The sequence below is a fragment of the Pseudomonas sp. FIP_A4 genome (assembly GCF_036701605.1).
Taxonomy (GTDB): domain Bacteria; phylum Pseudomonadota; class Gammaproteobacteria; order Pseudomonadales; family Pseudomonadaceae; genus Stutzerimonas; species Stutzerimonas phenolilytica.
The window spans coordinates 259,189-272,343 of the sequence record NZ_JAYDXP010000121.1 but is presented as its reverse complement, the minus strand read 5'-3'; the positions used below and the strand labels follow the sequence as shown (position 1 = coordinate 272,343).

The following is a 13,155-nucleotide window of genomic DNA, read 5'->3' as shown; positions in this document are numbered from 1 at the left end:
CCTCCGTTGCTTTCGAATCAATGCGACACAGCCGTGCGGGCGCGTTGCTGCAGGTATTCGACAACCGCCTGCTGCTCGCCGGCGAACTCGATACGCTCGGCCTTGCTCTCGCGCTGGTAGGCATACATCGGATCGTAGTACTCGCCAAGCAATCCTTCGATCCAGCCACGGTGCAGATCCACCGCGCCACTACGCGCCTGCTCGGCCAGCGCCTGGTCCATCAGCAACGCCAGACGCTGATAGCGCTCGCCGCCCAGGCGCTTCTGGATATTGACCAGGCTTTGCTGCAAACGCTCGGCGAACGCGGCGAAACCGGAGGCGCCCTGCTCGGCGATGAACTCGGCGCAGAGGTCGATCACGTAGTCCTTGAGAATCCGTTCGATACGGCCCTCGAGGCTGTCTTCCAGCCACACCAGCGGAAACTGCTGCATGCCTTGAAACAGCGGCAGCGGAATCGAGCAGCGCCCCACCAGCCGCGCCTCGTCTTCCAGCGCGAAACGTTCAACGCCCGCCGCGCGCAGCTTCAGCAGGCGGATCGCCAGCATGTTTTCGAAATCGATCTGCCCGGGCTGCGGCGTCGCACGCTTGCCGAAGCTGGAGCCGCGATGATTGGCCAGCGCCTCCAGGTCCAGGCTGTTGTCCAGCCGCGCCAGCACTTCGGTCTTGCCAGTGCCGGTCATGCCGCCGACCAGCACGAAGTCGCACTGCTGGATCGCTTGCTCAAGGGTTTCGAGCAGGAAATGGCGCATCGCCTTGTAGCCACCGACCACCCGCGGATAGTCGATGCCCGCCTCGTCGCGCAGCCACTGCTGGACGATCTGCGAGCGCAGCCCGCCGCGGAAGCAGTACAGGTAGCCATCGGGGTGCGCGCGGGCGAAATCGGCCCAAGCCTGCATCCGCTCGGCCTTGACCTTGCCCGAGACGAGCTGGTGGCCCAGATCGAGCGCGGCCTTCTGCCCATGCTGCTTGTAGCAGGTGCCGACCTTCTGCCGCTCGCTGTCGTTCATCAGCGGCAGATTGACCACGCCGGGAAACGCGCCTTTGGAAAATTCCACCGGCGCGCGGGCATCCATCATCGGAACGTCGTTAAGAAACAGCGCCCGGTAGTCAGCGGTATCGCCACGCATCAGCGCACCTCGACTGCATGGCGGCGCGCGTCGACCAGCCGGCCGATCGGCTCCAGCGCCAGGCCCAGCTCGCCGGCAACCGCCAGGAACTCTGCCTCGCCTTCCGGCGCCACGGCCACCAGCAGCCCGCCGCTGGTCTGCGGATCGCACAGCAGCTGCTTGTGCACCTCATCGAGCGCGGCGATGCGCTCACCGTAACTGTCGAAATTGCGCTGGGTGCCACCGGGCACGCAGCCCTGTTCGAGGTAGTACTCCACGCCCGGCAGACGCGGCACGCGCGCGTACTCGATCTGGGCCGTCACGCCGCTGCCGTCGGCCATTTCCACCAAGTGGCCGAGCAGGCCGAAGCCGGTGACATCGGTCATCGCCTGCACGCCTTCGAGCTTGCCGAAGCGGCTGCCGGCGGTGTTGAGCGTGCACATCCAGTCGCGCGCCAGGCCCACGTCTTCGGCACGCAGCTTGGCCTTCTTCTCGGCGGTAGTGAGGATGCCGATGCCCAGCGGCTTGGTCAGGTAGAGCTTGCAGCCGGCAGTGGCCGTGTCGTTGCGCTTCATGTGGCGCTTACTGACCAGGCCGGTGACGGCCAGACCGAAGATCGGCTCGGGCGCATCGATCGAATGTCCACCGGCCAGCGGAATGCCGGCAGCGTCGCACACCGCACGGCCGCCAGCGATGACCTCGCGCGCCACTTCCGGCGGCAGCACATTGACCGGCCAGCCGAGGATGGCGATGGCCATCAGCGGGTCGCCGCCCATCGCGTAGATGTCGCTGATCGCGTTGGTCGCGGCGATACGACCGAAATCGAAGGGGTCGTCGACGATCGGCATGAAGAAGTCGGTGGTCGATACGACGCCACGCTCTTCGTCGATGCCGTAGACCGCCGCATCGTCGCGCGAGGCATTGCCGACCCACAGCCGCGGATCGAGGTTCTGCGCGCCGCTGCCGGCAAGAATCACGTCCAGCACCCTGGGCGAGATCTTGCAGCCGCAACCGGCGCCATGGCTGTACTGGGTGAGGCGGATCGGTTCGCTCATCGGACTCTCTCGTGCTGCATGCAAAACGGGCCGCGATTGTAGCAAAGCCTTCGACGAGCAGCGGCAAACGGGGCGGCGGACGACCTGCTTTGGTATAGCGCCCCTTGCGGCGTACCCGTGCGCGGCGAGAAGCTAACGACACAGAATGGGGGGAAGCCGCATGAGCAAGAAAGTAGCGCTGGTATTAGGCTCGGGAGGCGCGCGTGGGTATGCGCACATCGGCGTCATCGATGAGATCCTGGCACGTGGCTACACCATCGGCTGCATCGCCGGCTGCTCGATGGGCGCCGTGGTCGGTGGCATCTATGCTGCCGGCAAGCTCCGCGAGTACCGCGCCTGGATCGAGGGGCTGGATTATCTCGACCTGCTGCGCCTGGTCGATCCGAGCTTCAGCCTGGGTGCGATTCGCGGCGAGAAGGTCTTCGGCCGGGTACGCGAAATGCTCGGCGAGGTGAACATCGAGGATCTGCCGATCCCCTTCACGGCGGTGGCCACCGATCTCACCAACCAGCAGGAGATCTGGTTCCAGGAAGGCAGTCTGGAGCTGGCGATGCGCGCGTCCGCGGCGATTCCCAGCCTGTTCACGCCGGTGGTGCAGGACAACCGCGTGCTGGTCGACGGCGGCCTGCTCAACCCGCTGCCGATCGTGCCGGTGGTGTCGAGCCACTGCGATCTGATCGTCGCGGTCAACCTCAACGCCAACAACCACAAGCAATATTCGCTGCCGGAAATCGAACGCCCGGGGCGCTTCGATTCGATGCTGACTTCGATCAGCTCGCACATCCCGTTCTGGCGCAAGGACGGTGGCGGTCTTTCGCCGCAACACATCGCCGATATCCGCGCCAGCGAGCTGCTGCGCGGCGACCAGCCGCCGGCGGCGCCGTCCAGCGAGACGGCACCGAAGTCGGCCGCAGGCTCGACCGTCGTGGATGTCGGCGGCCCCGCTTCGTTGCTGGAACTGATCAACCAGAGCTTCGACGTCATGCAGTCGTCCCTGGCGCAGTACAAGATCGCCGGCTATCCGCCGAACGTGCTGGTGAACATTCCCAAGCGCGCCTGTCGTTTTTACGAGTTTGACAAGGCGCCGGAGCTGATCGAGCTGGGGCGCATCGTGGCCCATGACGCCTTGGCGCGCTACGAGCTGGAGCTGTAGCGCCGCCCGCCGGCCGCTAGCACTGCGGCTTGTCGATCGGCTCGCCGGTGCTGTCCTTCTCGGCGGTGTGCGGGACTTCCTTGATCAGCCAGTCGCCCAGCAGGCTGAAGGCCACGGCCAGCAGTGTCGGCCCGAGGAACAGCCCCATGAAACCGAACGCCAGTACCCCGCCGAACACGCCGAGCAGCACCACCACCAGCGGCAGGTTGCCGCCGCGGCTGATCAGATAGGGTTTGAGGATGTTGTCCACCCCGCTGATGATGAACATGCCCCAGACACCGAGAAACACTGCCATGCCGTAGTCGCCCTGCCATACCAGCCAGGCGACCGCCGGCCCCCAGACCAGTGGCGGCACCATCACGAAACTGAACGCGAAGGTGAGCAGGCCGAGCACCAGCGCAGCCGGCACCCCGGCGATGCTGAAGCCCACGTAGGCCAGCACCGCCTGCGCCGCTGCGGTACCGATGACACCGTTGACCACGCGCTGCACCGTGCCGGCCACCAGTTCCAGATAGTGGTCGGCACGCTCGCCACCGATCAGGCGGTCCAGCAGGCTGTGGACGAATGCCGCCAGGCGCGGCCCGTCGCGATAGAAGAAGAACACCAGCACCAGGCTCAGCGCCAGCTCGAGCATACCGCCACCGATGCGCGCGCTGCGCACCAGCAGCCAGTTGCCGACCTGGCCGATGTACGGGCGAGCGCTGGCCAGCAGCGCCGTGCCCTGTTCATGGACGGTGCTCCACAGCGTGACCAGGCTGTCGCCGATCAGTGGCAGTTCGCCGAGCCATGTCGGCGGCGCTGGCAGACCGTCGACCTGCAAGTCGTGCAGCAGGGCGTTGGCTTCGCGAATCTGGTCGGCGATGTTGAAGCCGAGCCAGACCAGCGGCACGGCCACCAGCACCATCCAGCAAAAGGTCAGCAACCCCGCCGCCAGGCTTGCGTTGCCGTTCAGCTGACGGGTCAGCAGGCGCATCAGCGGCCAGCTGGCAAACGCCAACACGGCGGCCCAGAACAGCGCCGAAGCGAACGGCGCCAGCACCCAGAGGCAGGCACCGAGCAGGACCAGAAGCAGGATCTGCACCAGCAGGCGGTCGTTGTTGGGCATGCGCGGTTACTCTCTGGAAAGGACGGCTATTGCAGCCCGACGAAGCGTCTCAGCGCAATAGCCTGATGAACAGCCCGGCTTCGGCCGAGTCGTCGAGCTCGAGCCGTCGGGCGCCGATCCGCTCGGCGATCAGGGCTTCGCGCCAGGCGGCGCCGGTACGCCCGGCCAAGCTGATGCGAAGGGTACTATCCAGCCGCATGAGGTCGGCAAGCAGCGCGCTCCACTCGGTCGACGGTTCATCCGGCAGGCGCGGCAGGCGCAGCTCGCCACTGTCGCGCAGCTGGCGCAGCAGGGTTGCCGCATTCGGCAACAGCTCCCCGAGCGGCGCGCTCGGCTCCAGCTGCTCGACATGAAGATAGGAGCGGCCGTTGCCGCGTGTGACGCCATAGAGCGCGAGCAGGCTGTCACCGGCCTGCGGCAGGCGCGCCAGCAGGTAGGCCTGCTGACCTTCCGGCCCGTAGAGCCTGGCCTTGCCGAACACCGCATTGGCCCACAGGCTGCTCGAACCGCATTCACGGCCCTCGCACCAGAACAACAGCTCTGCGCCGCCATCGAGCACGGCGTGCCGGGACTGGGTGAAGGCTTCGATGCCACTGTGGGTATCGGGAAGCTGATAGGTAACGACGGTCAACTGGCCGGCTGCGCTGACCTGGCTGGCCATGCGCAACTTGCCGCTGATACGGCGGAGCGAGTCCTGCGGATAGATCCGCTCGCTTACCGACGCCTGCCGGTAATCGACGATCTCTGCCTGCGGATAGCGCGCCAGAACCGCGAGATCGGCGCTACCGGCGACGTCCGCCGCCAGCAACGGCGCGCCCGTCAGCAACAATCCCAGCAGGCCTGTCCATCGCATCGCTCTTTTCAACGCATCACCCTTGCTTGCACGAGTTTCATCCGGCATCTGGCCGCCGCCGATGGAGGCGGCCAGATGCCGACTGGCGGTCAGCCTCGCCAGTTGCCAAAAGCAAGTCAAGCAGGCGATTGCCACAGCATCTTGCGTGACGGCGCGCTAGCGAAAGAAGGGTTCGAAGCACGCGGCGACCGCAGCGGCGCCGGCCTCGTCGTCCAGATGCAGGTGATGGCCGCCGGACAGGTAATGCTTGTCGAACGGCAGTTGCGCGGTCAGTTCACGCAGTTTCGGTTCGGTCATCAGCCCCTGCTCGGCCAGCACAAGGGTGGTTGGGCAGGTGACCTGCGAGACAAATGCCAGCGCGTGCGCGCGCGTCAGCCGCAACGGCGACGGCAGCATCAGCCGTGCATCGGTACGCCAGGTGTAGCCGCCCGGCACGGGCATCAGGCCGCGCTCGGCCAGACGCTCGGCGGCTTCGCGACTGACCGCACCGACACCTTTCATGCGCGCCGCGACGGCCCGCTCGAAGGTCGCATAGACCGGCTTGCGCCTGTCGTCGACCACCAGCAGTGCATCGAGCGCGGCACCCAGCCGCTGCGGTGCCTCGTCCGCCTCACCGGTGTAGGGAATCACCCCGTCGATCAGCGCCAGCCGCTCGACCCGCTGCGGCAGCGCACCGGCCAGCAGCACCGCGACGATCGCGCCCATTGAGTGACCCAGCAGGGAAAAACGCTGCCAGCCGAACTGTTCGGCCACCTGCAACACATCGAGCGCGTAGTCCCAGATGTTGTAGCCCGCGCCCAGCGGACGATGCGCCGAATGGCCATGCCCCGGTAGATCCAGCGCGACGATGCGCAGACCCGGCAAGCGCGGCGCCAGCCGGCTGAAACTCGCCGCGTTGTCCAGCCAGCCATGCAGCGCGATCACCGGGCGGCCGTCCTGCGGCCCGTACAGGTGCGCAGCCACTTCGATATGCGGCAAGCTCAGCCGGACCTCCTCGAATGCCACACTCATGCGGCACCCCGGTTCGCGACAGCCGGTTTCCAGCGAGCCAGCAGACGACGCAGCAGATCGGCGGTTTCCGTCGGACGCTCCAGTGGGAACATATGTCCGCCGGGCAGGCGATGCGCCTCGCCGCGCGCCATTAGGCGCAGCAGATAGGCGTGATGTGGCAGCACCACGCGGCTGTCGCGGCCGCGCACCATCGCCAGCGGAATCTTCAATGCCGGCGGCCAGCCAGGCGTCACATGCGGCACGCTGCGGTAGATGTCGATCTCTGTCCGCGGATCGAAACGCAGGCGCATCCCCTGCCCCGCCGGCTCGAGGCCATGCTCGATATAGGCAGCCAGGCAGTCGGGATCGAAGCTGCGAAACAGCGTCTTGCCGGCGAAATAGGCATGTGCTTCCTCGGCGCTGTCGAACTGCTCGCGCCGGCCCAGGGTGCGCCCGGCCGGCGTCAGCCGATCGATGAAACCGAGCCGCTTGGCGGCCCAGATCAGCGTCTGGTCGAACCACGTCGGCAGCGGCGAATCGAGCATCACCACTCCGTGATACAGCTCGGGGCGCAGCAGCGCCGCACGGTAATGCAGCATGCCACCGAAAGAATGGCCAACGCCCCAGACCGGCTCGCCCAGCCGCTCCAGCTGCTCGAACAGCTCCTGCAGCAGGTTGTGCCAGTTGTCGTCCACCGGAAAGCGCGGATCGTGGCCATGCCGGTCCATGTGCTCCACACGGTATTCAGGCGCCAGCGCGGCGAACAACTTGCGGTAGGTCGCCGACGGGAAGCCGTTGGCATGGGCGAAGAAGATGCGTTGCGACATGGACACGGCCGGCGAGAAAGGTCAGGCCATTGTAGGCGGCCACCCCTGCCGGACAATCGCCCCGACGCGCCAGCGTGAGCGGCATTCATGCCAAACAACGGACCGTGGCGGGTCGCCGGTGTTATTCGGACAGCGGCACTATCGCCACCGTCAGCCGCGAGATGCAGCTGGGCTTGCCATCTTCGCCATGCAGACGAATGTCCCAGACATGCGTCGAGCGCCCCAGATGCACCGGGCGGCACACTCCGGTCACGCGCCCGCTGCGCAGCGCGCGCAGGTGGTTGGCGTTGACTTCGAGCCCGACGCAGTAGAAACGGCTGGTGTCGATGCAGTGATAGCTGGCCATCGACCCGAGGGTCTCGGCCAACACCACCGACGCCCCGCCGTGCAGCAGGCCGTACGGCTGATGGGTACGCGCATCGACCGGCATGCTCGCGGTGATGGACTGGTCGTCGAAGGACTCGAAGCGAATATCCAGCAGTTCGCTGATGGTGTTCTTGCGGTTGCTGTGCAGGCTGTCCAGATCGGGCTGACGTTTCCAGATACTCAAAGTCACGCACTCCATTTCCATATTGTTGTTATCGAACGGCACGTTTGCCGGCAGCGGGCCGACTTTGGCTGGCGCTCAGCGAGCGTGGCGCAGCGAGACCAGGCGCATCAGCCCGGCAGCCAGCGCTTCGCCTTCCAGTTCGGCGAGGCTGGAGGTCGCCATCGGCAACGACTCGTCGCGCTGGCCATGCACCAGCCAGCCACCGAGCGTACCGACGAATGGCTGGTGCGTCACCAGCAGCAAATGCTGTTCAGGGCGCCGGTCCAGATACAGCATGGCTTCGCGCAGATCGGAATCGGGCGTCGCCCAGGGCACGGTCTCGAACGAACCGCTGAAGCCCAGCTCCTGACGAACGATCTCCGCCGTCTGCTGGGCGCGCTGATAAGGGCTTACCAGAATCGTCTGCAGCGGCCGGTTGCGCAGATGCGCGGCAATCGCACGCACGTCGAGCCGCCCCTGTTCGGTCAGATTGCGTTCGGCGTCCGTGCGCGCCCGCGGCTCGGCCTCGCCGTGACGTAATAGCCAGAGTTTCATGGCGTTGGCTCTTGTGGCGAGGAGGGGGTCGGCGGTGCCGTCGGCGCACTCGGCAAGTCGGCGGCACGCGGTGCCGGCCAGTCCGATAGCGGCCAGGGCTTGTGTTCGGTGTTGAAGGTGCCGAAACGGCCGATCTGCGCGATGTACTGGCTCAGGCTGTCGCCAAATCCCTGCAGGCTCGGGTCCGGCTGGCCTTTGAGTACACGCAGGAACAGCTGCAGCAACACGACAACCAGCAGCACCAGCTCGGCCAGCTGCCAGACCAGAAAGAACAGCAGCATCCAGACGATCCGCAGAATCAGCGACTCACGCTCGGCGCCGTGATTGGATTGGTTCATGGTTTTCTCTTGTCCTGTTCAGAAGCCGTCGGTGGAAATGAAGTCGATATCGGTCTTCGGCTCGCCACGCATCAGCGCGCCGATCACCTGATCGAGCGTACGCCCCTCGAAAAGCACCGCATGCAGCCCCGCGACCAGCGGCATGTAGACCTGCATCTCCTCGGCCTTGGTCTTGAGCACCTTGATGGTGTTAACGCCCTCGGCGACTTCGCCCAGGCGCGACACCGCTTCCTCGAGACTCAGACCTTCTCCCAGCGCATGGCCGACCTGGAAGTTGCGGCTCTTGGGCGAGGTACAGGTCACGATCAGGTCGCCGACCCCGGCCAGGCCGAGGAAAGTCATCGGATTAGCCCCGAGCTTGACCGCGAAGCGCGTCATCTCGGCGAGAGCGCGGGTGATCAGCATGCTGCGGGTGTTCTCGCCCATGCCCAGCGCCGCCGCCATGCCCGCCATGATCGCGTAGACATTCTTCAGCGCACCACCCAGCTCGACGCCGAAGCGGTCGGCGCTGGCATAGACGCGAAAGGTCCGGCCATGCAGGACTGCCTGCACGTTGCGACATAGTGCCTCATCGTCGCTGGCCACCACGGTGGCGGTGAGCGCATGTTCGGCGACCTCGCGCGCGAGATTCGGCCCGGACAGCACCCCGATGCGTGCCTGGGGTGCGATTTCTTCGAGGATCTGACTCATCAGCTTGAAGCCGTGCGCCTCGATACCTTTGGTGGTGCTGACCAGCTGTTTTCCCGCCAGCTGCGCGGAAAACGGCTGCAGCGCCTGGCGCAACGCGCTGGACGGCAGCGCGACGAAGATCAATTCGCACGCATCCAGGGTCTGCGCCAGATCGGTGGTCGGCTGCACCTGCGGCAGGATGGTCACGCCCTTGAGATAGCGCGGGTTCTGGCGCTGACTGCGAATGCTTTCAGCCTGCTCGGCGTCACGCATCCAGAGTCGGACGTCGTGCCCGTTCTCCGCCAGCAGATTGGCGATCGCCGTACCGAAACTGCCGCCGCCGAGCACGGCGATGGGTTGCTTAGCTGTCATGTGGTTACCGTAATGAGCCATTCGCGATGGCAATAGCTGGACATTATACGTTGCACATCGCACGCAGCCACCGCCCAACCGGGCCAAGCAGCGCACTTCGCGGCGCGTTGGCGAAGCCACGGCATTCCTGCGTTGAACATTGGTCTATGACACGGAGCCGCTGCAAAATCTTCGTGATGCGGCAAGGAGTGTTAAAGTAGCCCGCCATCTCCGTCCTCACTTTGCTGCAGCGGCGGGCTGGAGAAGCGATGACCGACTGTCCACGCTGTGACTTTAGCCACAACGCGACAGTCTATGACTAGTCTTTATAGCCAGGCCCCGTGCGCACGGAGCCGGTCGGTAAGCAGCACAAAGCCCTGCATAGAAGGGACCATTGAGGAATACGCATGACCAAACAACACGCCTTTACTCGGGAAGACCTGCTTCGTTGCAGCCGCGGCGAGCTCTTCGGTCCCGGTAATGCGCAACTGCCCGCACCGAACATGCTGATGGTCGACCGTATCGTTCACATCAGCGAAGTCGGCGGCAAGTATGGCAAGGGCGAGCTGGTCGCCGAACTGGATATCAACCCTGATCTCTGGTTCTTTGCCTGCCATTTCGAAGGTGATCCGGTCATGCCCGGTTGCCTGGGCCTGGATGCCATGTGGCAGCTGGTTGGCTTCTACCTCGGCTGGCAGGGCAACCCCGGCCGCGGCCGCGCCCTCGGCTCGGGCGAAGTGAAATTCTTCGGCCAGGTCCTGCCGACCGCCAAGAAGGTCACCTATAACATCCATATCAAGCGCACCATCAACCGCTCGCTGATCCTCGGCATCGCCGACGGCACTGTCAGCGTCGATGGCCGCGAGATCTACAGTGCCGAAGGTTTGCGCGTCGGCCTGTTCACTTCTACAGACAGCTTCTGAAGGACATCCGCATGCGTCGCGTCGTGATCACTGGCCTGGGTATCGTTTCCTGCCTGGGCAATGACAAAGAGACCGTCTCCGGCAACCTGCGCGCCGGTCGCCCCGGCATCCGCTTCAATCAGTCCTATGCAGATATGGGGCTGCGCAGCCAAGTTTCCGGCTCCGTCAATCTGAACCTCGAAGAGCTGATCGACCGCAAGGTCCTGCGCTTCATGGGCGACGCTGCCGCCTATGCCTACCTGGCCATGGAGCAGGCGGTGAAGGACGCCGGCTTCAGCCTCGATGACATTTCCAACCCGCGCATCGGCTTGGTCGCCGGTTCGGGTGGTGCTTCGACCATCAACCAGATGGAAGCCATCGATATCCTGCGCGACAAGGGTGTGAAGCGCATCGGCCCATACCGCGTGCCGCGCACGATGAGCAGCACCGTGTCGGCCTGCCTGGCCACGCCGTTCCGCATCAAGGGCATCAACTACTCCATCGCTTCGGCCTGCGCCACCAGCGCGCACTGCATCGGCCACGCGATGGAGCAGATCCAGATGGGCAAGCAGGATGTGGTTTTCGCCGGCGGCGGTGAAGAAGAGCATTGGAGTCAGAGCTGCCTGTTCGACGCCATGGGTGCGCTGTCCAGCCAGTACAACGAGACCCCGGAAAAGGCTTCCCGCGCCTACGACGCCAAGCGTGACGGCTTCGTTATCGCCGGCGGCGGCGGCATGGTGGTGGTCGAGGAGCTGGAGCACGCGCTCAAGCGCGGCGCGCGCATCTATGCCGAGATCGTCGGCTACGGCGCGACCTCCGACGGTTACGACATGGTGGCTCCGAGCGGCGAAGGCGCCCTGCGCTGCATGCAGCAGGCGATGTCCACCGTCGACGGCCCGATCGACTATCTCAACACCCACGGCACCTCCACCCCGGTGGGCGATGTGGCCGAGATCCGCGCCGTACGCAACATGTTCGGTGACAAGGTCCCCGTCATCAGCTCGACCAAGAGCCTGTCCGGCCACTCGCTGGGCGCCGCCGGCGTTCACGAAGCGATCTACTCGATGCTGATGATGGAAGGCAACTTCATCGCCGGCTCGGCCAACATCGACGAGCTGGACCCGGAAGTCGCCGACATGCCGATCCTGCGTGAAACGCGCGAGAACGCACAGATCGACACCGTGATGAGCAACAGCTTCGGCTTCGGCGGTACCAACGCCACGCTGGTGCTCAAGCGCTGGAAAGGCTGATTCGACCAACGTCTGCAACACATGAAAACGCCCCGATCTTCGGGGCGTTTTCGTTTGCACGGCTATACGCCTTGCGTCGACGGAACGCTCCACCGACGCCGCGCCGGCCGATCAGCTCAGCGGCTGCTCATCCACTTCGATGCTGTCGCCATGGGCGATGCAGGAGGCCGCGGTGAACAGCACATCGGTTGAGGAATTCAACGCGGTCTCGGCGGAATCCTGCACCACGCCGATGATGAATCCGACTGCAACTACCTGCATCGCCAGGTCGTTGGAAATGCCGAACAGACCGCACGCCAGCGGAATCAGCAGCAGCGACCCTCCTGCCACACCCGACGCACCGCAGGCACAGACCGCGGCTAGCAGACTCAGCAGCACCGCCGTTGGCAGGTCGACCGGGATACCTAGCGTATGCACCGCAGCCAGTGTCAGCACGCTGATGGTGATCGCCGCGCCGCCCATGTTGATCGTCGCGCCCAGCGGAATCGAAACCGAGTAGGTGTCCTTGTGCAGGCCAAGGCGCTGGCAGAGCTGCAGGTTCACCGGGATGTTCGCCGCCGAGCTGCGCGTGAAGAAGGCCGTGATACCACTCTCGCGCAGGCAGGTGAGCACCAGCGGATACGGGTTGCGGCGAATCTGCCAGAACACGATCAGCGGATTGACCACCAGCGCGGTGAACAGCATGCCACCAACCAACACCAGCAACAGCTGCATATAACTCAGCAGCGTCTCGAAACCGGAAGCAGCCAGCGTGTTGGCAACCAACCCGAACACCCCCAGCGGAGCCGTCCGGATCACCACCTTGACGATCAGCGAGACCGCACTCGACAGATCGTTGACCAGTTGGCGGGTACTCTCACCCGCATGGCGAAAGGCGAAGCCAAGACCGATAGCCCAAGCCAGGATGCCGATGTAGTTGCCTTCGATCAGCGCATTCACCGGATTGTCCACGACATTGAACAGCAGCGTGCGCAGCACGGCGCTCACTCCGGCTGGCGGCACCACGTCGGCGGCCTGGCGCACCAGCACCAGCTCGGTGGGAAACAGGAAGCTCGCGGTCACTCCGACCAAGGCCGCCGCCAGCGTACCGATCGCGTAGAGCATGATGATCGGACGAATATGCGTCGGCTGGCCATGCTGGTGACTCGCAAGCGACGCGGTGACCAGGACAAACACCAGCACCGGCGCGACCGCCTTCAGCGCGGCCACGAACAGGTCGCCCAGCAGCCCCACCGACTGCGCCGCCGATGGCCACAATACGGCCAGCAGGCAGCCCAGCACGAGACCGACGACGATCTGAGCGACCAGACTGGTACGGTTGATGAATCGGAAGAAACGGGTTGGCAGGTCAGACATGATACTGCTCTCGAAATTGACGGGGCCGGACAGCCTGCACCGGCCCACCCCGCTCGCTGCGACTTGCGGGCCGAGAGCCGTTTGCCGCCCGGAAAGCGCCGGATACTACGCCGCTC

14 protein-coding genes are annotated in these 13,155 nt (G+C 65.1%); 3 read left to right on the top strand and 11 right to left on the bottom strand.

The window, feature by feature from the left end; translation table 11 throughout:
- Positions 1 to 17: 17 nt before the first annotated feature.
- Complete coding sequence (gene mnmH, locus U8L64_RS08655) at positions 18 to 1,127, bottom strand: tRNA 2-selenouridine(34) synthase MnmH (RefSeq protein ID WP_333396196.1); 1,110 nt, start codon at positions 1,125 to 1,127, stop codon at positions 18 to 20.
- On the bottom strand, positions 1,127 to 2,161 hold the full coding sequence (selD, locus tag U8L64_RS08650; RefSeq protein ID WP_333396194.1) for a selenide, water dikinase SelD: 1,035 nt from the start codon (positions 2,159 to 2,161) through the stop codon (positions 1,127 to 1,129). The genes mnmH and selD overlap by 1 nt, the downstream gene beginning before the upstream one ends.
- 160 nt (positions 2,162 to 2,321) lie before the next feature.
- On the opposite strand from selD, the gene U8L64_RS08645 reads away from it, so the two are divergent.
- The gene (locus U8L64_RS08645) at positions 2,322 to 3,314 is read left to right on the top strand and encodes a patatin-like phospholipase family protein (RefSeq protein ID WP_043297129.1); all 993 of its coding nucleotides are present in this window, start codon (positions 2,322 to 2,324) and stop codon (positions 3,312 to 3,314) included.
- 16 nt (positions 3,315 to 3,330) lie between these two features.
- Here U8L64_RS08645 and U8L64_RS08640 read toward each other — a convergent pair whose 3' ends face one another.
- The 8 genes from U8L64_RS08640 to U8L64_RS08605 form a co-directional block, all read right to left on the bottom strand.
- The gene (locus U8L64_RS08640) at positions 3,331 to 4,419 is read right to left on the bottom strand and encodes an AI-2E family transporter (protein ID WP_043297130.1); all 1,089 of its coding nucleotides are present in this window, start codon (positions 4,417 to 4,419) and stop codon (positions 3,331 to 3,333) included.
- A 49-nt stretch (positions 4,420 to 4,468) separates the two neighbouring features.
- Positions 4,469 to 5,272 (bottom strand): DUF4892 domain-containing protein, encoded by an 804-nt coding sequence (locus U8L64_RS08635; RefSeq protein WP_333396190.1) that lies wholly within the window; start codon positions 5,270 to 5,272, stop codon positions 4,469 to 4,471.
- 156 nt (positions 5,273 to 5,428) lie between these two features.
- Entirely contained in the window at positions 5,429 to 6,283 is an 855-nt protein-coding gene (locus U8L64_RS08630; protein ID WP_333396188.1) for an alpha/beta fold hydrolase, read from the bottom strand.
- Entirely contained in the window at positions 6,280 to 7,089 is an 810-nt protein-coding gene (locus tag U8L64_RS08625) for an alpha/beta fold hydrolase (RefSeq protein WP_333396186.1), read from the bottom strand. The genes U8L64_RS08630 and U8L64_RS08625 overlap by 4 nt, the downstream gene beginning before the upstream one ends.
- Positions 7,090 to 7,210: 121 nt before the next feature.
- The gene (locus U8L64_RS08620) at positions 7,211 to 7,639 is read right to left on the bottom strand and encodes a hotdog fold thioesterase (protein WP_234302492.1); all 429 of its coding nucleotides are present in this window, start codon (positions 7,637 to 7,639) and stop codon (positions 7,211 to 7,213) included.
- Between the two features lie 75 nt (positions 7,640 to 7,714).
- The gene (gene sixA / locus U8L64_RS08615) at positions 7,715 to 8,173 is read right to left on the bottom strand and encodes a phosphohistidine phosphatase SixA (RefSeq protein ID WP_043297133.1); all 459 of its coding nucleotides are present in this window, start codon (positions 8,171 to 8,173) and stop codon (positions 7,715 to 7,717) included.
- Entirely contained in the window at positions 8,170 to 8,511 is a 342-nt protein-coding gene (locus tag U8L64_RS08610; protein WP_043297134.1) for a DUF4389 domain-containing protein, read from the bottom strand. Before U8L64_RS08610 ends, sixA begins: the two co-directional genes overlap by 4 nt.
- 18 nt (positions 8,512 to 8,529) lie before the next feature.
- Positions 8,530 to 9,552, bottom strand: coding sequence for an NAD(P)H-dependent glycerol-3-phosphate dehydrogenase (locus tag U8L64_RS08605; protein ID WP_077683022.1), 1,023 nt, complete (start codon positions 9,550 to 9,552; stop codon positions 8,530 to 8,532).
- Between the two features lie 386 nt (positions 9,553 to 9,938).
- Between U8L64_RS08605 and fabA the strand changes: the two genes are divergently transcribed.
- Both fabA and fabB read left to right on the top strand, forming a co-directional pair.
- Entirely contained in the window at positions 9,939 to 10,454 is a 516-nt protein-coding gene (fabA, locus tag U8L64_RS08600) for a 3-hydroxyacyl-[acyl-carrier-protein] dehydratase FabA (protein WP_003285418.1), read from the top strand.
- An 11-nt stretch (positions 10,455 to 10,465) separates the two neighbouring features.
- Positions 10,466 to 11,683: a beta-ketoacyl-ACP synthase I gene (fabB, locus tag U8L64_RS08595; protein ID WP_043297136.1), complete on the top strand. Its 1,218-nt coding sequence runs from the start codon at positions 10,466 to 10,468 to the stop codon at positions 11,681 to 11,683.
- A gap of 111 nt (positions 11,684 to 11,794) precedes the next feature.
- On the opposite strand, the gene sstT is transcribed toward fabB, so the two are convergent.
- Entirely contained in the window at positions 11,795 to 13,039 is a 1,245-nt protein-coding gene (gene sstT, locus U8L64_RS08590) for a serine/threonine transporter SstT (protein ID WP_138300087.1), read from the bottom strand.
- Positions 13,040 to 13,155: the final 116 nt, after the last annotated feature.

Coding starts and splice junctions, on each gene's coding strand:
- mnmH (WP_333396196.1), bottom strand. CDS start 1,127: ATGCGTGGCGATACCGCTGACTACCGGGCGCTGTTTCTTAACGACGTT.
- selD (WP_333396194.1), bottom strand. CDS start 2,161: ATGAGCGAACCGATCCGCCTCACCCAGTACAGCCATGGCGCCGGTTGC.
- U8L64_RS08645 (WP_043297129.1), top strand. CDS start 2,322: ATGAGCAAGAAAGTAGCGCTGGTATTAGGCTCGGGAGGCGCGCGTGGG.
- U8L64_RS08640 (WP_043297130.1), bottom strand. CDS start 4,419: ATGCCCAACAACGACCGCCTGCTGGTGCAGATCCTGCTTCTGGTCCTG.
- U8L64_RS08635 (WP_333396190.1), bottom strand. CDS start 5,272: ATGCGATGGACAGGCCTGCTGGGATTGTTGCTGACGGGCGCGCCGTTG.
- U8L64_RS08630 (WP_333396188.1), bottom strand. CDS start 6,283: ATGAGTGTGGCATTCGAGGAGGTCCGGCTGAGCTTGCCGCATATCGAA.
- U8L64_RS08625 (WP_333396186.1), bottom strand. CDS start 7,089: ATGTCGCAACGCATCTTCTTCGCCCATGCCAACGGCTTCCCGTCGGCG.
- sixA (WP_043297133.1), bottom strand. CDS start 8,173: ATGAAACTCTGGCTATTACGTCACGGCGAGGCCGAGCCGCGGGCGCGC.
- U8L64_RS08610 (WP_043297134.1), bottom strand. CDS start 8,511: ATGAACCAATCCAATCACGGCGCCGAGCGTGAGTCGCTGATTCTGCGG.
- U8L64_RS08605 (WP_077683022.1), bottom strand. CDS start 9,552: ATGACAGCTAAGCAACCCATCGCCGTGCTCGGCGGCGGCAGTTTCGGT.
- fabA (WP_003285418.1), top strand. CDS start 9,939: ATGACCAAACAACACGCCTTTACTCGGGAAGACCTGCTTCGTTGCAGC.
- fabB (WP_043297136.1), top strand. CDS start 10,466: ATGCGTCGCGTCGTGATCACTGGCCTGGGTATCGTTTCCTGCCTGGGC.
- sstT (WP_138300087.1), bottom strand. CDS start 13,039: ATGTCTGACCTGCCAACCCGTTTCTTCCGATTCATCAACCGTACCAGT.